The sequence below is a fragment of the Brevundimonas sp. EU05-FHT14B07 genome (assembly GCF_058790795.1).
Genome location: NZ_JBYTCZ010000002.1, coordinates 287,390 through 309,296, shown reverse-complemented (window position 1 = coordinate 309,296; position 21,907 = coordinate 287,390). Strand labels below are relative to the sequence as shown.

25 protein-coding genes are annotated in these 21,907 nt (G+C 65.9%); 17 read left to right on the top strand and 8 right to left on the bottom strand.

The window, feature by feature from the left end; all coding sequences use genetic code 11:
* Positions 1-51: 51 nt before the first annotated feature.
* On the top strand, positions 52-2,715 hold the full coding sequence (locus AC3WRC_RS05630) for an AAA family ATPase (RefSeq protein ID WP_492303186.1): 2,664 nt from the start codon (positions 52-54) through the stop codon (positions 2,713-2,715).
* Between the two features lie 205 nt (positions 2,716-2,920).
* On the opposite strand, the gene prmC is transcribed toward AC3WRC_RS05630, so the two are convergent.
* Positions 2,921-3,832 (bottom strand): peptide chain release factor N(5)-glutamine methyltransferase, encoded by a 912-nt coding sequence (prmC, locus tag AC3WRC_RS05625; protein ID WP_492303185.1) that lies wholly within the window; start codon positions 3,830-3,832, stop codon positions 2,921-2,923.
* Between the two features lie 62 nt (positions 3,833-3,894).
* Here prmC and AC3WRC_RS05620 point away from each other — a divergent pair, with 62 nt between their 5' ends.
* Positions 3,895-5,199 (top strand): YihY/virulence factor BrkB family protein, encoded by a 1,305-nt coding sequence (locus tag AC3WRC_RS05620; protein ID WP_492303184.1) that lies wholly within the window; start codon positions 3,895-3,897, stop codon positions 5,197-5,199.
* Here AC3WRC_RS05620 and hslU read toward each other — a convergent pair.
* Positions 5,189-6,490, bottom strand: a complete 1,302-nt coding sequence (gene hslU / locus AC3WRC_RS05615) for an ATP-dependent protease ATPase subunit HslU (protein WP_492303183.1) — start codon at positions 6,488-6,490, stop codon at positions 5,189-5,191. The genes AC3WRC_RS05620 and hslU overlap by 11 nt on opposite strands.
* Before the next feature lie 84 nt (positions 6,491-6,574).
* A complete protein-coding gene (locus tag AC3WRC_RS05610; RefSeq protein ID WP_492303182.1) occupies positions 6,575-7,192 on the bottom strand; it encodes a TetR/AcrR family transcriptional regulator in 618 nt (205 codons plus the stop codon).
* Between the two features lie 76 nt (positions 7,193-7,268).
* Here AC3WRC_RS05610 and AC3WRC_RS05605 point away from each other — a divergent pair, with 76 nt between their 5' ends.
* The gene (locus AC3WRC_RS05605; RefSeq protein ID WP_492303181.1) at positions 7,269-8,345 is read left to right on the top strand and encodes an aldo/keto reductase; all 1,077 of its coding nucleotides are present in this window, start codon (positions 7,269-7,271) and stop codon (positions 8,343-8,345) included.
* Positions 8,346-8,410: 65 nt separating this feature from the next.
* On the opposite strand, the gene ppa is transcribed toward AC3WRC_RS05605, so the two are convergent.
* Positions 8,411-8,971 carry an inorganic diphosphatase gene (gene ppa / locus AC3WRC_RS05600; RefSeq protein WP_039246191.1) on the bottom strand — a complete coding sequence of 187 codons (561 nt, stop codon included), beginning with the start codon at positions 8,969-8,971 and terminating at the stop codon, positions 8,411-8,413.
* 141 nt (positions 8,972-9,112) lie between these two features.
* Here ppa and AC3WRC_RS05595 point away from each other — a divergent pair, with 141 nt between their 5' ends.
* Positions 9,113-9,796 (top strand): DUF599 domain-containing protein, encoded by a 684-nt coding sequence (locus AC3WRC_RS05595; protein ID WP_492303180.1) that lies wholly within the window; start codon positions 9,113-9,115, stop codon positions 9,794-9,796.
* A 9-nt stretch (positions 9,797-9,805) separates the two neighbouring features.
* Here the strand turns inward: AC3WRC_RS05595 and AC3WRC_RS05590 are convergent, their stop codons facing one another.
* Entirely contained in the window at positions 9,806-10,936 is a 1,131-nt protein-coding gene (locus AC3WRC_RS05590) for a zinc-dependent alcohol dehydrogenase family protein (RefSeq protein ID WP_492303179.1), read from the bottom strand.
* Between the two features lie 110 nt (positions 10,937-11,046).
* Between AC3WRC_RS05590 and AC3WRC_RS05585 the strand changes: the two genes are divergently transcribed.
* Complete coding sequence (locus AC3WRC_RS05585; RefSeq protein WP_017506452.1) at positions 11,047-11,481, top strand: acyl-CoA thioesterase; 435 nt, start codon at positions 11,047-11,049, stop codon at positions 11,479-11,481.
* 48 nt (positions 11,482-11,529) lie between these two features.
* Positions 11,530-12,063, top strand: a complete 534-nt coding sequence (locus tag AC3WRC_RS05580) for a MarR family winged helix-turn-helix transcriptional regulator (RefSeq protein ID WP_492303178.1) — start codon at positions 11,530-11,532, stop codon at positions 12,061-12,063.
* Positions 12,064-12,099: 36 nt separating this feature from the next.
* Here AC3WRC_RS05580 and arsC read toward each other — a convergent pair whose 3' ends face one another.
* Both arsC and AC3WRC_RS05570 read right to left on the bottom strand, forming a co-directional pair.
* Positions 12,100-12,504, bottom strand: a complete 405-nt coding sequence (gene arsC / locus AC3WRC_RS05575; RefSeq protein ID WP_271041882.1) for an arsenate reductase (glutaredoxin) — start codon at positions 12,502-12,504, stop codon at positions 12,100-12,102.
* A 6-nt stretch (positions 12,505-12,510) separates the two neighbouring features.
* Positions 12,511-12,846 carry an ArsR/SmtB family transcription factor gene (locus AC3WRC_RS05570; RefSeq protein WP_017506449.1) on the bottom strand — a complete coding sequence of 112 codons (336 nt, stop codon included), beginning with the start codon at positions 12,844-12,846 and terminating at the stop codon, positions 12,511-12,513.
* An 81-nt stretch (positions 12,847-12,927) separates the two neighbouring features.
* Between AC3WRC_RS05570 and AC3WRC_RS05565 the strand changes: the two genes are divergently transcribed.
* Positions 12,928-14,211 carry an arsenic transporter gene (locus AC3WRC_RS05565; protein ID WP_492303177.1) on the top strand — a complete coding sequence of 428 codons (1,284 nt, stop codon included), beginning with the start codon at positions 12,928-12,930 and terminating at the stop codon, positions 14,209-14,211.
* 4 nt (positions 14,212-14,215) lie between these two features.
* Here AC3WRC_RS05565 and AC3WRC_RS05560 read toward each other — a convergent pair whose 3' ends face one another.
* The gene (locus AC3WRC_RS05560) at positions 14,216-14,416 is read right to left on the bottom strand and encodes a hypothetical protein (protein WP_055753936.1); all 201 of its coding nucleotides are present in this window, start codon (positions 14,414-14,416) and stop codon (positions 14,216-14,218) included.
* A 148-nt stretch (positions 14,417-14,564) separates the two neighbouring features.
* Here AC3WRC_RS05560 and AC3WRC_RS05555 point away from each other — a divergent pair, with 148 nt between their 5' ends.
* The 10 genes from AC3WRC_RS05555 (at position 14,565) to AC3WRC_RS05510 (ending at position 21,774) form a co-directional block, all read left to right on the top strand.
* Positions 14,565-15,338, top strand: coding sequence for a YebC/PmpR family DNA-binding transcriptional regulator (locus tag AC3WRC_RS05555; RefSeq protein WP_492303176.1), 774 nt, complete (start codon positions 14,565-14,567; stop codon positions 15,336-15,338).
* Positions 15,339-15,422: 84 nt separating this feature from the next.
* Positions 15,423-15,941, top strand: coding sequence for a hemerythrin domain-containing protein (locus AC3WRC_RS05550; RefSeq protein WP_292076432.1), 519 nt, complete (start codon positions 15,423-15,425; stop codon positions 15,939-15,941).
* Between the two features lie 76 nt (positions 15,942-16,017).
* Entirely contained in the window at positions 16,018-16,713 is a 696-nt protein-coding gene (locus tag AC3WRC_RS05545) for an MgtC/SapB family protein (RefSeq protein ID WP_492303175.1), read from the top strand.
* A gap of 46 nt (positions 16,714-16,759) precedes the next feature.
* Positions 16,760-17,278, top strand: coding sequence for a crossover junction endodeoxyribonuclease RuvC (ruvC, locus tag AC3WRC_RS05540; RefSeq protein ID WP_492303174.1), 519 nt, complete (start codon positions 16,760-16,762; stop codon positions 17,276-17,278).
* A complete protein-coding gene (gene ruvA, locus AC3WRC_RS05535) occupies positions 17,275-17,892 on the top strand; it encodes a Holliday junction branch migration protein RuvA (protein WP_026108607.1) in 618 nt (205 codons plus the stop codon). Before ruvC ends, ruvA begins: the two co-directional genes overlap by 4 nt.
* A gap of 13 nt (positions 17,893-17,905) precedes the next feature.
* Positions 17,906-18,937, top strand: a complete 1,032-nt coding sequence (ruvB, locus tag AC3WRC_RS05530) for a Holliday junction branch migration DNA helicase RuvB (protein ID WP_017506438.1) — start codon at positions 17,906-17,908, stop codon at positions 18,935-18,937.
* Between the two features lie 57 nt (positions 18,938-18,994).
* Positions 18,995-20,461 carry an alpha/beta hydrolase gene (locus tag AC3WRC_RS05525; RefSeq protein WP_492303173.1) on the top strand — a complete coding sequence of 489 codons (1,467 nt, stop codon included), beginning with the start codon at positions 18,995-18,997 and terminating at the stop codon, positions 20,459-20,461.
* A gap of 5 nt (positions 20,462-20,466) precedes the next feature.
* A complete protein-coding gene (locus AC3WRC_RS05520; protein WP_492303172.1) occupies positions 20,467-20,841 on the top strand; it encodes a hypothetical protein in 375 nt (124 codons plus the stop codon).
* A 9-nt stretch (positions 20,842-20,850) separates the two neighbouring features.
* Positions 20,851-21,312 carry a tol-pal system-associated acyl-CoA thioesterase gene (gene ybgC, locus AC3WRC_RS05515; RefSeq protein ID WP_492303171.1) on the top strand — a complete coding sequence of 154 codons (462 nt, stop codon included), beginning with the start codon at positions 20,851-20,853 and terminating at the stop codon, positions 21,310-21,312.
* Positions 21,313-21,339: 27 nt separating this feature from the next.
* Positions 21,340-21,774, top strand: a complete 435-nt coding sequence (locus AC3WRC_RS05510; protein ID WP_066626800.1) for a hypothetical protein — start codon at positions 21,340-21,342, stop codon at positions 21,772-21,774.
* Positions 21,775-21,907: the final 133 nt, after the last annotated feature.

The window sequence follows — 21,907 nt, the reverse complement described above, 5'->3', positions numbered from 1 at the left end:
TGCTCATCCCTAAGGGGTGCCTTAGCGTCCAATCGGTGGATCGGGGGCAGTATGAGCGAAGTCGATGAACCGGTTAGCCCGGCCGAGCTGGTGGCTAAGGCCATGGCCAAGTGGGCCGCGCAGCAGCCGCTTTGGAAGCAGGAGGCGATGCGGCGTGTGCTGCGGCGACCTCATGACGTAAAAGATGTCGAGGATGTCGCTACCGCCCTTCTCGCGGAACCGGAAGATCTACCCTTCAGACTCGTCGCGCTTTCGAGGGAAGACTTTGCTATTGCGCACCAGGAAGAGAATGCTGAGGCAATTCTGGAAATTGGCGACGTTTACAACGTAAATCGCCTAGCGCCGGCTCAAACTCTCAAGTTCGGTGACCTAGGCCTCACCGTCATTTATGGACACAACGGAGCTGGAAAGTCCGGTTACGCGCGCATTCTAAAACGCGCCTGTGGTGCCCGCGATGCGGAGCAAATCATCGGCAACGTATTTGAAAAATCTCCGCCCGGCGTAGCCAGCGCTCGGCTAGATATAAGAGTTAAGGGCCAAGGCGCTGTTATCAATTGGCAAGACGGCGGACCTGACAATCGATTAACTAGTGTAGCCGTCTTCGACACTAAAACGGCACCGTTCTTTGTCGAGAAAAAGGGTGGTTTAGCATACGTGCCGTTCGGCCTTGATGTATTTGAAAGGCTTTGCGGTTTACTCGATGATGTCGGATCGCACCTCAGCAAACGCATAGAGGCCATCGAGATTCAATGTTCTACGCAAATATGCGATGAACCTCTAACGGTCGAAGCAAACGCTTTCCTTGAAGATATTGGATCTAAAACGGCAGAGCAAGTTGATGCATTCTTGCAGTGGAATGCATCAGATGATGAGGTCTTGTCATCTCTGTCGCAAGCAGTGGCTGATCCAAACGGTCGATTGCGAACTCTAGAGGATGCAATCTCAGTTCTATGGTCCACCCTAGACGCTCTGGATGAGATCGTCGCAAGTCTCGATGACACTGCGCTTGCCAAAGCGCAGCAGCTGGTGGTCCGTGAAGTATCGTCTCGATCTGCAGCAAAGCTCGCCGCGTCCGGGGCATTTCCAGAGGAGCCGCTACCGGGGGCCGGCGAGGAGCTTTGGCGAGCACTGTACCAAGCAGCGGAGCGATACTCGATTGGTGTAGCTTATCCTGAGCGGAGCTTCCCGCCTTCTGAAGCAGGCGACCGTTGCGTTTTGTGCCAGCAGGAACTCGGTGACGAGGCGAGAAATCGATTACAGCGGTTCAGGGCTTTTGTATCGGGAGAAGCAGCCGCAACTGCTGCGCAAGTTGCATCCGAACGCGAGAGGATCATTGAGCATTACATTCGGCTCCAAACAGACCTCGCAAACCTCTCGATCCCCGCACTTTTAACGCACGAGTATGCCGGCTCATCAGCTGTTTTCGAGACACATCGCGCCGCTGCGGGCGCGCGAATCTCAGTCATTCTGAGGGCGTTAAACGGAGAAGTCGCTGAACCTTTCGTTTCTTGGCCAACGCCAACCCTAGCAGACGTTCGCGTGATATTGGGGAGGCTTCGTGATCAACAATCTGAACTCGGCCGACTAGTTGCGGCGGGGAACGCAGATGAGCTCGCCCTGCGAGCTAAGGCGTATCGTTGCCGGAAGAGTCTTGCCGGTGCAGCCGAGGTTGTTCGTCAGCGACATGCCTTGCAGAAAGCCTCTCACAAAATCCAGACTGCATTGGATCAATGCGGCACAGCCGCAATCTCACGCTTTGGCGGCGATCTCATAAAGCAAAATGTAGCCGACCGACTTGAGCAGGCTTTCACACAGCAAAAGATTGCGCTCCGAGTAGAGCAGGTGCCGGTGCGGTTAACGGCAAGCGCGAGGAAGGGCGCGGTAGAGCGGGTAGTCGGTTTGAACAGCTCGCAGGGAAAGGTAAGCGCCGGAGCCGTTTTGAGTGAGGGCGAGCATAGAGCTGTTGCGCTGGCTGCATTTCTCGCAGAACTCGCCGTGTCGGGTAGGTCCTCTCCAATTGTATTGGATGACCCTGTGTCGTCACTTGACCACATTCGACGTGGCTACGTAGCCACTCGCATGGCAGAGGAGTCTGCTTTCCGGCAGGTGATCATACTTACACATGATTTGCCGTTTCTACTCATGCTGGAAGAAGCGTGCGGAACTGCCCAAGTTCCATTCACACGGATTTTTCTAGAGCGGGGTTCGGACGGTTTCGGTGTGATTTCAGCAGAACCGGCACCTTGGGATGCTCAGAAGCTCAGCGAAAGAAAGCACAAGCTTCGCGAGCTCGCTGCGTCAGCTCGAAAATTATATGAAGAGGGCGGAGATAACGAGAATTACCATCTTTCGGTGACCAACTTCTATGATCGATTGCGCAAGACGTGGGAAAGAAGTCTGGAAGAGTTAGTTTTTCGGGACGTCATTCGACGGTATCGCCCGTCTGTTCAGACCTTGCGACTGGAGAAGGTAGTTTTCGATGATGAAATTTTCTTAGCCTATGATCGCGGAATGACGGCCGCCTCCAAACTAACGGGGCATGATCAAGCCGCAGGTTTAGGCGGATCATTACCATTGCCGGCGGACCTCATTGCACTTGTAGATCAACTCGAAGCATTTGACGGCTTGATTAAGTCCAAGAGCAAAGATGTCGATGTCAGACGGAAAGCTATGAACTTACCATCTAAGCCAAATCAGATCGGTAATGGAAGCTAAGCCCCAGGCTTCCTATACCTCAAAAAATTATTTTTGTTTTCAACGCCCTGCCGCCCGCCAGCGTCATCCTCCTGCCCACACCCCCAAACCGTGCGATCCTGTCTCGGTTCGTCCGCAGGGGACGCATCGCACGGTCGGGGGGGGCCAATTCAGACGAATTAGACGAATTAGACGGTGTTTTTGTCCGCCGACCGTCTGATCTCGGTCAGTCCTGCGGGATCGGATGGGTGCGTGGGTCCGGGCCGTTGGTGACGACGCGGTCGCGTTCGCCCAGGTCCTTGATGATCTTGACGTCGGTGAAGCCGGCGGCCTCGAACAGCTCCTTGACCTGCGGGCCCTGATCAAAGCCGATCTCGACGGCGAAGACGCCCAGCGGCTTCAGGATGCGTTTCACCTCGGGCGCGAGGTCGCGATAGGCCTGCAAGCCGTCGGGGCCGCCGTCCAGGGCCAGGTGCGGGTCGTGGTCGCGCACCTCCGGGTCCAGGGTCGCGATATGGTCGGTCGGGATATAGGGCGGGTTGGACAGCACAAGGTCGAAGCTGGCGTCGCCGAAGCCCGCGGCCCATTCGGTGCGCAGGAAGGTCGCGCGGTCGTTCAGGTCCAGGTTGGCGGCGTTCTCCTTGGCCACCGCCAGGGCCTCGGACGAGATGTCGGTGCCGACCCCGCGCGCGGCCGGCCGCTCGGCCAGAAGCGCCAGCAGGATCGCGCCCGAGCCGGTGCCCAGGTCGATGGCGTCGAAGGCTTCGGTCTTGCCGAAGGCCAGCATGGAGACGTCCATCAGGGTCTCGGTGTCGGGGCGGGGGCTGAGGACGTCGGGGGTGACGTTCAGCATGATCTTCCAGAAGCCCTTCTTGCCGACGATGCGCGAGACGGGCTCGCGCTTCAGCCGGCGCTCGACCATGGCCTCATAGGCGCTCAGCTGGTCGGCGGTGATGGGCCTATAGGGGTCGGTCAGGATGTCCATGCGGCTGGCGCCGGCGGCGGCCTCCAGCAGCAGGCGGGCGTCGATGGCGGGGCTGTCGATGCGGCCGGTCTTCAGCCGGGCCTGCGCCGCCTTCCAGGCGGTCAGCAGGGTCGGGGCGTCGGCAGCGGACTTGGGCGTGATGGGGTCGGTCATGAGCGTTGATTGGCCCGGCCCGGCGCCGATTTCAAGCGCGACGGGAGGAACGCGAGCCCAGCTTGACCGTTCGCGTCGGGATGACTGCGCGCCGCCCCTCCCGCCTCGCCCCGCTTCGCAACCTGTTCGTCCGGACGCCGGCGCCGGTCGAGCGCGGGCGGGTGTGGAAGTTCTTGGCCGCCGCCGCCGGGGGTCTGGCCGCCGGGGCCGGCGCCGCCCACCTGCTCTACAGCCAAGGGCACAAGGTCGGGGTCGAGCTGCGCGCGCCCCGCCCCGAACCCCTGCCGCCCAAGGTCCCCACGCCCGAGGACTATGAGGCTCAGGAGCCCGGTCGCGGCCGCATGGCCAAACGGCCCGAGCACATTCCGCACAGGGGCTGGTCCGACATCGTCTGGCGCACCGGCGGGTCTTATTTCGGCGACCGGGTCGGCTTCGTCGCCGGCGGCGTGACCTTCTTCACCCTGCTGTCGCTGTTCCCTCTCTTGGGGACGTTCGTCACCCTCTACGGCCTGTTCGCCGATCCGGCCGACGCCTGGGGCCGGCTGCAGTTCCTCTACGCCCTGCTGCCCGACAGCATCGCCGAGTTCCTGGGCGGGGAGATGCAGCGGCTGGCCGAGAACTCCAACAGCCAGCTGACCTTCACCCTGGCCTGGACCCTGGCCCTGTCGCTGTGGACCGCCAACGGGGCGGTCAAGGTGCTGTTCTACGGCCTGAACGTCGCCTACCACGAGGTCGAGCGCCGCAACATCGTGCGCTACAACCTGATCTGCATGGCCTTCACCGTCGGAGCCATCATCGCCGTGCTGCTGACCTCGGTCCTGGTCGTCGGCGTGCCGGTGGTGGTGCGGCTGTTCGGGCTGGAGGAGGAATGGGGGCTGATCGCGCCGCTGCGCTGGCCGCTGCTGCTGGCGGGCTATATCGCGGCCTTGACCGTCATCTACCGCTATGGCCCCTGCCGTCAGCGCGCGCGCTGGCGCTGGGTCACGCCGGGCGCGATCTTCGCGGCGGTGCTCAGCCTGACCGTCTCCTTCCTGTTCAGCTGGTATCTGTCCAACTTCGTGCGGACCGACAGCTACGGCCCGCTGGCGGCCATGATGGGTTTCCTGCTGTGGACCTGGCTGTCGGTGCAGGTGATCCTGATGGGCGCCGAGCTGAACGCCGAGATCGAGCACCAGACCGCCGTGGACACCACGACCGGCAAGCCCCTGCCGATCGGCGAGCGGGGCGCCAAGGTCGCCGACAGCATCGGCGCCCGGCGCGGCAATCCCGCGGCTCTCGCCTTCACCCAGCGTCAGGCCGAACGGGTGGCGGACCGCCTGCGCGGCCGCCAGAACCGCAAGGCCGCCGAGCGCGTCGCTACAGAATGAAGCGGCTCAGATCGACGTCCTTGGTCAGGGCGTCCATCTTCTCGCGCACGGCGTCGCCGTCGAAGGCCACCGTCTGGCCCGACAGGTCCGAGGCCTTGAAGCTGGTCTCCTCCAGCACTCGCTCCATCACGGTCTGAAGCCGGCGCGCGCCGATGTTCTCGACCGCGCTGTTGGCCGCCACCGCCGCATCGGCCATCGCCTCGACCGCATCGTCGGTGAAGGTCAAGGTCACGTCTTCGGTGGCCAGCAGGGCCTGGTTCTGACGGATCAGATTGGCTTCCGGCTCGGTCAGAATGCGCTTGAAGTCGTCGCGCGTCAGGGCCTTCAGCTCGACCCGGATCGGCAACCGCCCCTGAAGCTCGGGCAGCAGGTCCGAGGGCTTGGCGACGTGGAAGGCGCCCGAGGCGATGAACAGCACATGGTCGGTCTTCACCGGCCCGTATTTCGTCGAGACCGTGGTGCCCTCGATCAGAGGCAGCAGGTCGCGCTGCACCCCCTCACGCGACACGTCCGCGCCGGATGCGCCTTGCCGGGCCGCAACCTTGTCGATTTCGTCCAGGAAGACGATGCCCTCGTTCTCGGCCAGTTTCAGCGCCTCCTGCGTCAGGCTGTCCTGATCCAGCAGCTTGTCGCCCTCTTCGGCGATTAGCGGCGTCGTCGCATCGCGCACCGTCAGCTTGACGGTCTTGGTGCGCCCGCCGCCCATCTTGCCCAGCATTTCAGACAGGTTCAGCAGGCCGACATTGCCGCCGCCCGGAATGTCGAGGCCCTGGATCGGCGACGCGGTGTCGGCCAGCGAAATCTCGATCTCCTTGTCGTCCAGTTCTCCGGCGCGCAGCTTCTTTCGGAAACTGTCACGCGTCGCCGGCCCCGCGCCGGGTCCGACCAGGGCGTCCAGGATCCGGTCCTCGGCGGCGGCCTCGGCCTTGGCCCGCACGTCGCCGCGCCGGCGCTCGCGCACCATGATCAGCGCGCTTTCGACCAAGTCGCGCACGATCTGATCCACGTCGCGGCCGACATAGCCCACCTCGGTGAACTTGGTCGCCTCGACCTTCAGGAAGGGCGAGCCCGCCAGCCGCGCCAGCCTCCGCGCTATCTCTGTCTTGCCGACGCCGGTGGGGCCGATCATCAGGATGTTCTTGGGCGTCACCTCGTCGCGCAGGTCCGCCGGCACGCGCTTCCTGCGCCAACGGTTCCTCAGGGCGACGGCGACGGCGCGCTTGGCGTCGTTCTGGCCGACGATATAGCGATCCAGTTCGGAGACGATCTCGCGGGGGGTCAGTTCGGTCATGCGACGCAGATAGGAGAGGCCGAACCGTTGCGGGAGAGGGGCGGGGCGTCGCAGCGACGGTTTTCACATTCGCGCCTTCCTCTCTTATCGCGCGTCTCCGGGCCAGGCCTGCAGCGAAGCCTCGGCGATCCCCAGCAATGCAGACCGCTCCATCCCGTCTCGCGCCAGGACGGACATCCCCTGCATGACCGCCATGACCAGACCTGCCAGCGCGGCGGCATTCGTGGCGGGCGGCAGGCGGTTGTTCTGGATGTCCTGATCGATCTTCGCCTGAAGTCTGCGCCGAACGCTGCGGCGGATGTCCGCCACGACCCGCTGCACATCGGCCGAGGCCGCCGAGCCGCTGGCGGTCGCGCTGGCCATCAAGCAGCCGCTGGGCGTGTCCGCGCCCGTGTAGGCGCGGGCCGCGGCGGTCATCAGCCCGCGCGCCGCTTCCAGCGCGTCGGGCGCGGCGTCGATGCCGTCTGCCATCGCTTGAGGGTCGCCCGCGTAGAGACGCACGGCTTCGAGGAACAACTGCTTCTTGTCGCCGAACGCGGCGTAGAGGCTCGGCGCCGTGATCCCCATCGCCGCCGTCAGATCAGCGATGGACGTCGTCTCGTAGCCGTGACGCCAGAAGGCGAGCATGGCCTGTCGAAGGGCGAAGTCGCGGTTAAAGGACAGCGGGCGACCGGGGCGACGCGAAGACAGAGTGGATTTCATAGTGGTCACTATAAAACATCTTGACCTGTGGCGCCAGCGCGCTCACTGGTTCTGTAGTGATCGCTAGGAAAACAAGATGTCTCTGACCGAATTTCGCACCCTGGGCCGTTCCGGCCTGGTCGTCAGTCCGCTCGCGCTTGGGACGATGACCTTTGGATCGGGCGAGTGGGGCGCCGATGAAGCCGAGGCGCGACGGGTGTTCGATGCCTACCGCGAAGCGGGAGGCAACTTCGTAGACACCGCAGACATCTACGCAGGGGGCGAGAGCGAACGCCTGGTGGGACAGTTCATCAAGGAGGCCGGGGCCCGCGACGAGGTCGTGCTGTCGACCAAGTTCGCCTTCAACGGATCCGCCAGTCCGCTGACGACGTCACAGGCTGGCGGCGGGAACCCCAACGCCGGCGGCGCCGGAGCCAAGAACATCCATCGCGCGCTGGACGCGTCATTGCAGCGCCTGGGGACCGACTATATCGATCTGTACTGGATGCACATCTGGGACGGCGTGACCCCGGTCGAGGAGATCGTTCAGACGCTGGGCGACCTCGCTCGCGCGGGCAAGATCCGTTATTTCGCCCTTTCGGACATGCCGGCCTGGCTGGCCATGAAGGCGGCGACTTTGGCCGCAGAACGGCGGGCGCCGGCGCCAATCGCGATCCAGGTGGAGTATTCACTGGTCGCCCGCGACATCGAGGCCGAACACATCCCGGCCGCGCTTGAAGGCGGCATGGGCGTCATGCCCTGGAGCCCACTGGGCGGCGGCTTCCTGACCGGCAAATACCGACGCGAGAACACGACGAATACCGGACGCCTCAGCGGGGCCAATCCCTTTGGGCAGAGCAAGTTCGTCGATCGGAATTGGGACGTGCTGGAAACCCTGAAAGCCGTCGCGGGGGAAACCGATCGATCGCCGGCTCAGGTCGCTCTGAGATGGGTGATGCAGCGCCCTGGCGTCGCCTCCACACTGATCGGCGTGCGCACTGCGGCCCAACTGGCGGGCAATATCGCCGCCGCCGCGTTCCAACTGAGCGACGAACAGATGTCGCGTCTGAACGCCGCCAGCGCCCCGCCGCCGGGCTTCACCGTTGGCCTGATGGCTCCGGCGATCCGCCGTATGGTCTTCGGCGGCAACGACGTGTCGGGCTGGCGCGAATAGTCGCCAGCAAAAAGGCGCCCTCCAGCCGGAGAGCGCCTTTGATGCATCAGCCGACGTCACCCGGATCAGGCGGCGTTGGCGGCCTTGTTCTTGGCCAGCTTGTCCTGATGGGCCTGCATGCCCTTGGCGATCAGGTCGGCGGCCTCGCCGGCGTCGCCCCAGCCCTCGACCTTGACCGACTTGCCCTTCTCCAGATCCTTGTAGCGGGTGAAGAAGTGCTCGATCTGCTCGATCAGGATAGCGGGCAGCTGACGATAGCTGGCGATCTCGGTGTAGTAGGGGTTCAGCTTGTCGACCGGCACGGCCAGGATCTTCTCGTCGCCGCCGGCCTCGTCCACCATCTTCAGAACGCCGATGGGGCGCGAGCGGATGACGCAGCCCGGAACGACCGGCGTCGGGTTCAGCACGATCACGTCGCAGGGGTCGCCGTCGTCCGACAGGGTGTGCGGCACGAAGCCGTAGTTGCCCGGATAGTACATGGCGGTGTGCAGGAAGCGGTCGACGAACAGAGCGCCCGATTCCTTGTCCATCTCGTATTTCACCGGCAGGCCGCCTTGCGGGATTTCGATGATGACGTTGATGTCCCAGGGAGCGTTCGGGCCGACGGGAATGGCGTCGAGGTTCATGGCGGGGTCTTTGCTGCGACTGCGAAACTTTGAAAGGCGAAGGGTGATAGGCTCCCCGGCCCGTCACGGCAAGGGCGACCTGTGGGGAAGGCCGCCTCCGGCGGGCTTGCGTCGAGGCGCATCATCGCGGACATCTGGATTATGACCTGGACCGATTGGGCGGCGCTGGCCCTCTTCTTCATCTGCTGGCTGGGATACAGCCCCATCCTAGCCTTCATCAGCCGACGGGGCGGCTCGCTGAATCAGGACATGGAGCATGTCCGGGCGGCCTGGATGCAGTCCATGACCCATCGGGAGATGAAGCTGATCGACAGCCAGTTGATGGGTCATTCGATCAACTCCGCCTCCTTCTTCGCCTCCACCAACCTGCTGCTTATCGCGGCGGTCGCAGGCATCCTGTTCGGCGGCGAGAGCGCACTTCAAGGGTTCGCCGCCGTCGGCGCCGAAAATGTGCCGATGAAGATTCTGGAGGCCAAGCTGGCGCTGGTGCTGATCTGCCTGGCGCGCGGCTTTCTGGATTTCATCTGGGCGCTGCGCCAGATGAACTACGCCTTGGCGCTGATCGGCGCGGCGCCGGAGATCCACACCAAGACCGACCGCAAGGCTTTCAGCGAGGCGGCGGGCCAGCTTCTGAACCCGGCGCTCAGTTCTTTCAGTCAGGGTGTCCGCGGCTACTATTTCGCCCTCGCGGCGGCGGCCTGGCTGTTCGGACCGCTGTGGCTGGCATTGGGCGTGGCGTCCTCGTTCGGCCTGTTGATCTATCGCCAGGAGGCGTCACCCGCCGCCCGCGCCATCCGCAACGCACGGCGGTTGCTGGAGTCGTAAAGACTTCCGTCACGGTCGAACGATCAGCCGGACGACCTCGCCGGCGTGGAGGCGGTCGAAGCCGGTGTTGATGTCATCCAGGGGAATGACGCCGCTCATCAGGCGATCTACCGGCAGGCGGCCCTGGCGATACAGGGCGACGTAGCGGGGGATGTCGCGGCTGGGGACGCAGGTGCCGATGTAGGAGCCCTTCAGCGTGCGCTCTTCGCCGACCAGGGAGACGACGTTGACGGCAAGGGCCGCATCCGGCGGCGGCAGGCCGGCTGTGACGGTGGTTCCACCGCGCCGGGTCATCTTCCACGCCGCCTCCAGCGCCCGGACCGAGCCGGCCATTTCGAAGGCGACGTCGGCGCCGCCGTTCGTCAGGGCGCGGACCTGATCGACCGCATCGGGGTCGGCGGCGTTGACGGTTTCGACCGCGCCGAGGGTGCGGGCCAGGGCCAGCTTGTTCTCGGACAGGTCGACGGCGACGACGGGGCTGGCGCCGGAGGCCAGGGCGCCCAGCACGCTGGCCAGGCCCACGCCGCCCAGGCCGATAACGACCACGCTCTGGCCCGCCTTGACGCCGGCGGTGTTCACAACGGCCCCGACGCCGGTCAGGACGGCGCAGCCGAACAGGGCCGCCTCTTCGAACGACAGGTTGGGATCGATCTTGACCAGGGAGCGTCGCGAGACGACGGCCCGCTCGGCGAAGGCGGAGCAGCCGAGGTGGTGGTTGACGGGCTCGCCCTCGCGGAAAATGCGGCGGGCGCCGGACAACAGTTCGCCCCGGCCGTTGGCGGCGGCGCCAGGCTCGCACAGGGCGGGACGGCCGCCGGCGCACGGGTTGCAGTGGCCGCACGACGGCATGAAGACCATGACGACGTGATCGCCAACGACGAGATCGGTGACGCCGTCCCCCAGCGCCTCGACCACGCCCGCCGCCTCGTGCCCCAGGGCCATGGGCAGAGGGCGGGGGCGGTCGCCGTTGATGACGGAAAGGTCCGAGTGGCACAGGCCCGCCGCCTTGATCGCGACCAAGACCTCGCCGGGGCCGGGCGGCTCCAGGGTGACGGTCTGGACCGACAGGGGGCGGCTGTCGGCGTAGGGGCGGCCGGCGCCCATCTGCGACAGGACGGCGGCGCGGGTCGTAAGGGTCATGCTTCAAGCCTTCGTCATCAGCGACCTACCGATAGGCGCTTGACCTAACGTCGTCCAAGCTAGAGCGTCGAGATCGAGAGCGACGTTTCGCGTCGCCGAGGGAGACGACGATGCCGAAACGAGACGAGGGCGCGCTGGCGCAACGGGCGACCTACAAGGCCTTTCACATGGTCTCCACCCGCTGGGCCGACAACGACCAGTACGGCCATATCAACAACGCCAAATTCTACGAGTTCGTCGACTCGGCGGTGAACGCCCATCTGCTGATCGCCAATGCGCTGACGGAATCGATCGGCCTGGTGGTGGATTCGGGCTGTCGCTACACCTCGTCGCTGAAGTTTCCCGATGTGATCGAGGTCGGCATCAAGGTCGATGCGATCGGCACCTCCAGCGTCACCTACGGTTTTGCGGTCTTCAAGCGCAGCGTCGACGTTCCCGCCGCCATCGGCCATTTCGTTCATGTCTATGTCGACGCCGAAACCCGCCGGCCCAAGCCGTTGCCGGCGCGACTGAGAAGCGTGGTGGAGAATCTTCGCGCGGGGTGAGGACTTTCGCCCCTCGTCTGTACTCCAGCGCCTGTTTCCGTGATGCCAATGCCTTCCGACCGCGCCGATCCCGATGACGCCTTCTATCTGAGCCTTACGGAGGCGGATGCCGCAACGACCGGGGACGATCCGCGCGGAAGCTCGGAACTGGTCGTGTCCATGCGCATCGCTTTTGTCGCGCGGGCGTGGATCACGCGGGCCAATGCGCTGTTTCGCGGTCGAGGCTATACGGCGGCCCAGCGCGCGCACCTGTATGTCCTGGCGTCCAAGCCCAAGGGGATGACGCAGGCGGAGCTGGCGGCGATCCTGCGGATATCGGAGGCGTCGCTGTCACGCCGCATCAAGCTGTCGATCGAAGAGGGTCTGGTGTCACGCCATCCGTTTTGCGGCGATGGACGCGCCAACCTGATCCGGCTGGAGCCCAAGGGGCTGGAGGCGCTGAACGCCTCCGATCGCGTCGCACGTGAGGATCGCACCCAACTATTGGCGGGCGTAACCGACGAGGAACTGGCGATCACCGCCAAGGTGCTGAAGCTGCTGACGGATCGCATCCCGCAGACGCCAAAACGGTCCGACGCCTGACGACGCCGGACCGTCCTGAACGTCAGTCTCCCACCCCTAGGCGTCGAGAATGACCTGGCCGTCTTCCTTGACGAAAGGCTCGGCGAGAGGGTCGGGCAGCAGGTCCAGAACCGTCTCGGACGGGCGGCACAGTTTGACGCCCAGGGGTGAGACGACGATGGGGCGGTTCATCAGGATCGGGTGCGCCGCGATGGCGTCCAGCAGTTGGTCGTCCGACAGGCTTGTGTCGCCCAGGCCTAGGTCGGCGTAGGGCGTGCCCTTTTCGCGCAGGATATCGCGCACCGATCCACCCATCCGCTCGACCAGTTGGGCCACCAGCGCGCGGCTGGGCGGGGTCTTCAGATACTCGATCACATGCGGTTCGATCCCGACGTGGCGGATCAGGGCCAGGGTGTTGCGCGACGTGCCGCAGGCGGGGTTGTGATAGATGACGACGTCCATTGGGCCTCAGTCGCAGCAGGGGGCCAGTTCGGCCAGCAAGGGTTGGCAAAGCTCGGCGCGGCCCTGGCAGCAGTCCTTGAGCAGGAACAGCACGACCTCGCCCAGTCGATCCAGATCGGCGCGGTAGATGATCGACCGGCTGCGCCTCTGGGACGCGATCAGCCCGGCGCGCGACAGCACGCCCAGATGCGCCGACATCGTATTGGTCGGAACGGCGAGCCGGTCCGCAATCTCTCCGGCCGGCAGGCCGTCCGGCGCATGGCGGACCAGCAGCCGGAAGGCGTCCAGTCGCGTGGATTGCGCCAGGGCGGCGAGCGCGAGAATGGCCGGTTCGGATTCCATTATTCCAAGATACTGGAAATATGGTGTCATGCAAGCTAGAGGGGGCGCTGCGGTCGTCGGTCGGCCGGGATGGAGCCGCCCATGATCGTCGCCTTTCTGATCTTCGCGGTCACCATCACCCTGGTGATCTGGCAGCCGAAGGGCCTGCAGATCGGCTGGAGCGCAATGGGCGGTGCGGCGGCGGCGCTGTTGCTGGGCGTCGTCACCCTGGCCGACATCCCTGTGGTCTGGGACATCGTCTGGAACGCCACGGCGACCTTCGTCGCGATCATCATCATCAGCCTGTTGCTGGACGAGGCCGGCTTCTTCGAATGGGCGGCGCTGCATGTCGGGCGATGGGGCGGCGGCCATGGGCGCAGGCTGTTCGTCCTGTTCGTCCTGCTGGGCGCGGCGGTGTCGGCGGTCTTCGCCAACGACGGGGCGGCGCTGATCCTGACGCCCATCGTCATCGCCATGCTGCTGGCGCTCGGCTATGGCCCCAAGGCGACGCTGGCCTTCGTGATGGCGGCGGGCTTCATCGCCGACGCGGCCAGCCTGCCGCTGGTAGTGTCCAACCTGGTCAATATCGTCTCGGCCGACTTCTTCGACATCGGCTTCGACCGCTATGCGGCGGTCATGGCGCCGGTGAACCTGGCGAGCATCGCGGCGACGCTGATGGTGCTGTTCGCGGTGTTCGGGCGCGATGTTCCCAAGGCCTATGACGTGGAGCGGTTAGCCGCGCCGTCCAGCGCGATCAAGGACCGCGCGACCTTCCTCTGGGGCTGGATCATCCTGGCGTTTCTTCTGATCGCCTTCTTCGTGCTGGAGCCGCGAGGGGTGCCGGTGTCCGCCGTCGCCGCGACGGGGGCGGTCGTCCTGCTCTTCGTGGCGGGGCGCGGCGCGGTCATCAGTACGACGAAGGTGCTGCGCGAGGCGCCGTGGCAGGTCGTGATCTTCTCTCTGGGGATGTATCTGGTCGTCTATGGGCTGGGCAACGCCGGTCTGACGCGCCAGATCGCGGGCCTGCTGGACGGATTCTCGCAAGGCGGGGTCTGGGGCGCGGCCTTCGGAACCGGGTTCCTGACCGCCTTCCTGTCGGCCATCGCCAACAATATGCCGACGGTCCTGATCGGCGCCCTGTCGATCGACGCCTCGGGCGCGACGGGCGCGGCGAGGGAGGCGATGATCTACGCCAATGTCATCGGCAGCGACCTGGGGCCGAAGATGACGCCCATCGGCTCATTGGCCACATTGCTGTGGCTGCACGTCCTGGCGCGGAAGGGCGTGAAGATCGGGTGGGGCTATTATTTCAAGGTGGGCGTGGTCCTCACCCTGCCGGTCCTGGGCGTCGCCCTGGCGGCCCTGGCCTTACGCTTGAGCGTCTAGGGCCTCAGTCGTCCAGACGGCCGATCAGGAACAGGGCGCCGACGGCGGTCAGGGCGCCCAGGGTGAAGGCGGTGACGATGGCGCCGGTGGCGACGGCGGTGGAGACGGTGACCGGGCGGGCTTCGTACCACTCGACAATGTCGGCCTCGTGCAGGTCCTCGTCCATATAGCCTTCGGCTTCATAGATGGTGTCGTCTGCGGTCATGGCTTTACGCTCCGTCTGTCTTGCCCGGATCAATACGCCCAAACTGTACAGGTTCCACCCCTGTCGCCCCCGATCGGCGTATCGTGACAGGATGCCGCTCTTCGTTTAGGAGGCGCGGCTCAGGTTCAGAACGCTCAAAGACGATCCCATGGCCGGCCACTCGAAATTCAAGAACATCATGCACCGCAAGGGGCGCGCCGATGCGCAGCGCTCCAAGCTGTTCTCCAAACTGTCGCGCGACATCACCGTGGCGGCCAAGTCGGGCCTGCCGGATCCGGCGGCGAACCCGCGCCTGCGCCTGGCGGTCAACAACGCCAAGGCCGAAAGCCTACCCAAGGACGTGATCCAGCGCGCCATCAACAAGGCCGCCGGCGGCGACGTCGATACGATGGAAGAGGTCCGCTACGAGGGCCGGGGTCCGGGCGGCGTGGGCATCATCGTCGAAGCTTTGACCGACAACCGCAATCGCGCGGCGTCCAACATCGGCGCGGCCTTCAAGAAGAACGGCGGCGCGCTGAGCGAGATGAACTCGGTCGCCTTCATGTGGGACAAGGTGGGCAAGATCACCTACGCCGCCGAGGCCGGTTCGGAAGACGCCGTGATGGAGGCCGCCATCGAGGCCGGCGCCCAGGACGTCGAGAGCGACCTGGTCAAGCCCGACATCTACGAGGACGCGCCGGGCCACACGATCTGGACCGCCTTCGAGGACCTGAACGACGTCGCCGAGGCCATGTCCAAGGTGCTGGGCGATCCCAAGTCCACCGCCATCGTGTGGAAGCCGCAGTCCGAAGTGCCGGTGACCGGCGAGGCCGTCGGCACACTGTTCAAGCTGCTGGACGCGCTGGACACCGAGGACGACGTGTCGGCGGTCTATTCGAACGAGGACATCTCCGACGAGGACGCGGCCAAGTACGCGGGCTGATCCCGAACGACCGCGAGTCGTTCGCACGGAACCGGGTCGTGCGCCGGGCGTAACGAGGCTTCACCGTTACGCCCGGAGCCCCCTATGGACATCACCCAGCTGATCCTCGACGACCATGCCGAACAGCGTCGGCTGTTTGCGATCATCGAACAGATCGACCCCAAGGACACCGATGCGCTGAGCGCCGTCTGGTCGCGGTTGTCGGCGTTCCTGGATGTGCACGCCGAGGCCGAGGAGCGTTTCTTCTATCCCGAGCTGCTGAAGCAGGGCGAGGGCGCCAACGACGCCGAGGACGGCACGGTCGAGGGCGAGACCGAAGACGCCATCGAGGACCACAACAAGCTGCGCGACGCGGTCAAGGCGGTGGAAAAGCACAAGGTCGGCACCAAGGCCTGGTTCGACGCCGTGGGCGAGGCCAACGTCGTCAACTCCAAACACATGGGCGAGGAAGAGCGGCAGGGGCTGACCGACTTCCGCATGAACGCCGACGTCGAGACGCGCCATGAGCTGGCGGTCCAGTTCGCCGCCTTCGAGGCCGAGTACATCACCGGCGTCAAGCCGGTGAACAAGGACCCCGAGACCTATATCGAAAAGCACGGCTGAAGCGGTCGCTGTGACCACGATGTCGCAGCATCGTCCGTCCAAGGAACATCCGCGCTCGCCCCGTCGTTGAGCGCGGATGAATCTGGGTAGTCTGGAAGGCGCCGTCCTGCCGATCCTCGGCGCGGTGATCGCGGGCGGGGTCATCGGCTTCGAGCGCGAATGGCGGGGCCGGGCGGCGGGCCTCAGAACGCACATCCTGGTCAGCCTGGCGTCGGCCCTGCTGATGCTGGCGGCCATGTCGCAGGCCGACTGGGCGTTCCGCGCCCTGCCCGACGAGAACATCGTCACAGACCCGACGCGGATGGCGCACGGCGTGCTGACGGGGATCGGGTTCTTGTGCGCAGGCGTGATCTTCCGCACCGGATTTTCGATCCACGGGCTGACCACGGCGGCGTCGCTGTGGATCACATCGGCGATCGGCATTCTGTTCGGGGCAGGCCTCTATGCGCTGGGGACGGCGGCGACGGTGGTCACGGCGCTGATCCTGATTGGGCTCAGGCTGATCAATGGGCGGTTGCCCGCGCGCACGGTGATGGACGCCGAAGTGTGTTGGGAGCGGCGCGAGGCGTCGCCGGAGCCGGCGATCGAGGCGGCGCTGAAAGCCATCGATGCGGACGCGCGACACGACCGGTTCGAGCTGATCGATGGACAGACCGTTCGACGGACCTGGCGATTGAAGGCTGCCGAGGAAAGCCAGCTGAAGCGGCTGGCGGAACAGCTGTGCGCCATACCGGGCGTGGTCGCTTACAGCCTGGACCCGCGCGACGACTGAAACCGTTCATTGCCCGATAACCCTCTTTGCGGCATGAGGGGAACGGATGGCGAACGAACCTGTCAGAATCATCGGCCTGGACCCCGGTCTGCGACGCACCGGCTGGGGGGTCGTCGTGTCGGATGGCGCGCGCCTGAGGTGGGTGGCGCACGGGGTGGTGGCCCCGCCCGAGACCGCGCCGTTCAGCGAGCGGCTGCTGCATCTGTTCGAGGCGCTGGGGACGATCTGCGCCGACCACGGCTGCGAGGAGGCGGCGGTGGAAGAGGTGTTCGTCAATGTGAACCCGTCCTCGACGCTGAAGCTGGGTCATGCGCGGGCGGCGGTCATGCTGGCGCCGGCCAAGGCCGGTCTGACGGTGGCGGAATATTCGCCGAACCTGATCAAGAAGGCGGTGGTGGGCGCGGGCCATGCGGACAAGAGCCAGATCGCCTTCATGGTCAAACGGCTGCTGCCGACCGCGGGCGAGGTGAAGGCGGATGCGGCCGACGCCCTGGCCGTCGCGATCACCCATGCGCAACTCAGGAAGCGGTCCCTGCTGGAAGCGATGCACCGGGGGGCGGCGTGATCGGGCGGTTGAGAGGCGTGCTGGCGGAGGTCGGCGAGGCGGAATGCCTGATCGACTGCGCCGGCGTGGGCTATGTCGTGTCGTGCGGGGCGCGGACGCTGGGGCGACTGCCGGCGCCGGGCGACGAGGCGACGGTGCACGTCCATTCGCAGTGGAGCGAGGATGCGGGGCCGCGCCTGTATGGATTTCTGACGCGCGATGAGCGGCGGGCCTTCACGACCCTGCTGGCCATTCAGGGCGTGGGGCCCAAGGCGGCGCTGGCGGTGCTGGACGTCCTGCCGCCCGGCGAACTGGCGTCGGCGGTGGCGCGCGAGGACAAGGCGGCGGTGGCGCGGGCCAACGGCGTGGGGCCGAAGCTGGCGCTGCGGATCGTGACCGAGCTGAAGGGCAAGCCCTTGGGCGATGTCGGTTTTGCGCCTGTCGCACCCGGCATGCACGTCGAGATCGCACCGCCCGTTCCGTCCATCACCGGCGAGGCGGTGTCGGCCCTGCTTGGGCTGGGCGTCGCCGAGGTCAATGCGCGCCGGGCCGTGGATCAGGCGTTGATCCGTTTGGGCGAAGAGGCGGAGCTGTCGGCGGTGATCCGCGCGGCGCTGCAGGAGTTGGGCCGATGAGAGCCGCATCGACATGACCCGCGTCATCTCCCCCGAGGCCGAGACCGGCGAATCCTTTGACCGCGCGCTGCGGCCGCAGACGTTGTCGGAGTTCGTCGGCCAGTCGCAGGCCAAGGGCAATCTGAAGGTCTTCATCGATGCGGCGCGCGGCCGGGCCGAGGCGCTGGACCATGTGCTGCTGTTCGGACCGCCGGGACTGGGCAAGACGACGCTGGCGCAGATCGTGTCGCGCGAGCTGGGCGTGGGGTTCCGGGCGACCTCCGGGCCGATCCTGGCCAAGGCGGGCGATCTGGCGGCGATCCTGACCAACCTCGAGCCGCGCGACGTCCTGTTCATCGACGAGATCCACCGCTTAAGCCCCCAGGTCGAGGAGATCCTGTATCCGGCCATGGAGGACCATGTGCTGGACCTGATCATCGGCGAGGGGCCGTCGGCGCGTTCGGTGCGGATCGACCTGGCGCCATTCACGCTGGTGGGGGCGACGACGCGGGCGGGCCTGTTGGCCACGCCGCTCAGGGACCGGTTCGGCATTCCGCTGCGACTGGAGTTCTACACCCCCGACGAACTGACGGCTGTGGTGCGCGGCACGGCGCGCAAAATGGGCGCAGCCATCGACGAGGCCGGCGCGCGAGAGATCGCGTCGCGGGCGCGCGGCACGCCGCGCATCGCCGGGCGTCTGCTGCGCCGGGTGCGGGATTTCGCCTCGGCGGAAGGGGCCGAGACGATCTCGAAACTGGTGGCGGCGCGGGCGCTGGCGCGGCTGGAGGTGGACGAGGCCGGGCTGGACAGCCTGGACCGGCGCTTCCTGAAGGCGCTGATTGAAAACTATGGCGGCGGGCCGGTCGGGATGGACACCCTGGCGGCCGCCATCGCCGAGGCGCGCGACGCGGTCGAGGACGTGATCGAACCCTATCTGCTGCAACAGGGCTTCATCATGCGCACCCCGCGCGGCCGCATGGCCTGCGCCAAGGCCTATGCGCATCTCGGCCTCAGCGCGCCGGCGCAACCCGCCGCTGGACCGGTGCCGGGCGACCTGTTCGAATAGGCGTTGCCAAGCGGGGCGGGCGGGGGTTTGCTTGGGGCGAACCGGAGCCTTCGTCCCATGATCCTGCGAACCCTGGCCGTGATGGCGTTTGCGGCCGCCCTGACCGGTCTGGCGCCGCCTGCGCGAGCAGAGGCCCCCGTCTTCACCGACAAGGCCTGTCCCAGTGATTGGCCGACGGGCCTGCGCGAGGTGCGGTGCGGGACCCTGACGGTGGACGAGGCGCGCGACGGCTCGGTCAGCGACCGGCGCATCGACATCGCAATGGTCATCTTCAAGGCCAGCGCGCCCTACAAGAACGCCGTAGGCCAGGCGCTGCCGCCGATGGTGATGTTCCACGGCGGGCCGGGCGGGGCCCTGACGCCGGGGGCGGGGCGGATGCTGGCGGCGCTTCGTCGCAATCCGGAGGCCTTTGCGGTGGATCAGGACGTGATCCTGTTCGACCAGCGCGGCGGCGGGGCGAGCCAACCGTCGATGGACTGCCCGGGCGTCGAACTGACCGATGCGGGGCCGCCGTCCGACAAGGATCGCGACGGGCTGATCGCCTGTCTGAAGGGCTATCAGGCGCAAGGGATCGACCTGAACCAGTACAACGCCGCCGCCATCGCCGACGATGTGAAAGACATGGTCCAGGCCCTGGGTCTGACCAAGATCGACCTGTGGGGCGGATCGTACGGCCCGCGCATCGAGGCGGCGGTCATCACCCACCAGCCCCAGATCGTGCGCGCCGCCGTGATGGACAGCCCTTGGCCGCCTGAGGGCAACTGGGCCGTCGGCACGCCCGAACAGGTGTCGGCGGCGGTGAAGATCATCCTGGCCAAATGCGCGGCCCAGGCGGCCTGCGCGGCGCAACATCCGGACCTTCAGGCGCGGTTCGAGGCCGAGGCAAACAAATGGCTGGCCGGTCCGGTGACGGGCAAGGATGGGCGCACCTTCAACGTCGACGACCTGTCGGCCTTCCTCATGGACACGACCTATAGCGCGACGGGCGTGCGCAGCCTGCCGGTCGATCTGGACAAGATCATCGCCGGGGACCTGACGCCGGTCGCGGAGATCGCCGAGGACCGCACCTACTATTTCGAGGGCCAGCACATGGCCCATCTGTGCAAGGAAGAACTGCCGTTCGAATCCAAGGCGCGGCTGGCGGCCGGGGCGGCGGGCGATCCGGTCGCCGAGGTGCTGGTCCCGTCGCTGTCGCGGCTGTTCGACGTCTGCGCGGCGGTGGGTGAACGGCCGGCGCTGCCGATCGAGAATCTGCCCGTCCAGACCGACATCCCGACCCTGTTCGTCGCCGCCGAGATCGATCCAGGCTGCCCGCCGCCGCTGACCGAGGCCGCCGCCAAGGGCTATGCGAACAGCCAGGTGGTGATCGTGACCAATGCGACCCACGGCGTCATCAACGCCAGCCCCTGCACGCGCAAGATGGCGCGCGATTTCCTGCGTGATCCGTCCAACCCGGTGGATCTGACCTGCCTGCCCGCCTCCGACACGCCGCTGGACTTCACCCTGGATGCGCCCGCCGCATGAGGGTGATGCGCCATCGTAGTCCGCTTCAGCAGCGTCTGGTGATTTCGGCTGCGCTGGTTCTGGCCCTGTGCGCGGTCGGCGTCTGGGTGCTGATGCAGCCGTCGAACACCCCGTCGCCCGAGCCGGCCGACGCGCGGGTGATGCGCCAGATCCGCACCCAGGCGGGGCGCGGCGCCGAGCTGCGCTACGCCGAGAACGGGCAAAGGCGATCGGTATGCGGCTATGTCGGGCGCGCCGCCGGCGGGCCGGCGGTGGGCTTCGTCTCCATCCCCAACCGCATCCTGTTCAGCGACGACCCCCTGCCGACCGAGTTTCGCGAAATGCGCCAAAGCTACTGCCCCGGATTTTTGGAGAGGCCGGGATCGCAGGTGGTGCGCTAAAGTCCGTCCATGACCATTGACCAACCCACAGCCGGCCGTTTCGAGGGGCCCGATCACCTGTTGCCGGTGCGCGTGTATTACGAGGACACCGATTTCACCGGCCTGGTCTATCACGCCAACTATGTGCGATATTTCGAGCGAGGGCGGTCCGATTTCCTGCGCGCCATCGGGGTGGGGCACGCCGACCTTCTGGAGGAGGCCGAGCCGTTGGCCTTCGTGGTGTCGGAGTTGAACATCAAATATCTGAAACCGGCGCGGATCGACGACGCCCTGGTGGTGCGCACCGTCTACGAGCAGGTGAAGGGCGTGCGGCTGATCATTCGCCAGAGCGTGGAGCGGGCCGGCGAGGTGTTGTGCCGGGCCGAGGTGACGGCGGTGTGCATTCATCTGGACGGGCGGCCGCGACGGCCGTCGAAGGGTCTGGTCGAGAAGGTCACGCCGTGGCTGGCGGCCAGTGGAACCGGCGACTAGAATCGCGCCAACGAGGGGGAAAACGTCATGGCCGCAGAAACCTACAAGATGTCCGCCAGCGCGGTGATCGTCACGATCCTGCTGTTCGTGCTGTTGATCGGCGGCGGGCTGGTGGGCTGTCCCTATTACAAGGTCTGGGAGCGCAAGATGGCGGGCCAGGCCGAGCTGCAATATCAGCAGGGCGCGCGCCAGGCCCTGATCGCGCAGGCTGCTGCAGAAGACGAGGCGGCGATCAAAAGGGCCGAGGCGGCGACGCGCCGGGTCTTGGGCTGGACCGATGCGGCCAAGCGCGGCTGCGCCGAACTGGGCCGGGCGGGCGATCGCCAGTGCGAGGAGCAACTGCTGAAGGACGCCGCCACCTATTCCATCGCCAAGGAAGGCCACGAGGGCGTTATCATCAGCGTCGGCGCCCCGGTCTCTGTCGCGGTCGATCCGAACGCGCGGCGGCCGGCTTCCGAGTAACCTGCTGTTAACCCTTATGACGCGCCTGTCAGATGACGGGCGGACGGGTCGGGGCTAAACGGGCCGGACGCCACACAATGGTCACGCCCGCTCGGTCGAAGAGGGGACGTGACGATCTCGATTCCGCCCGGAG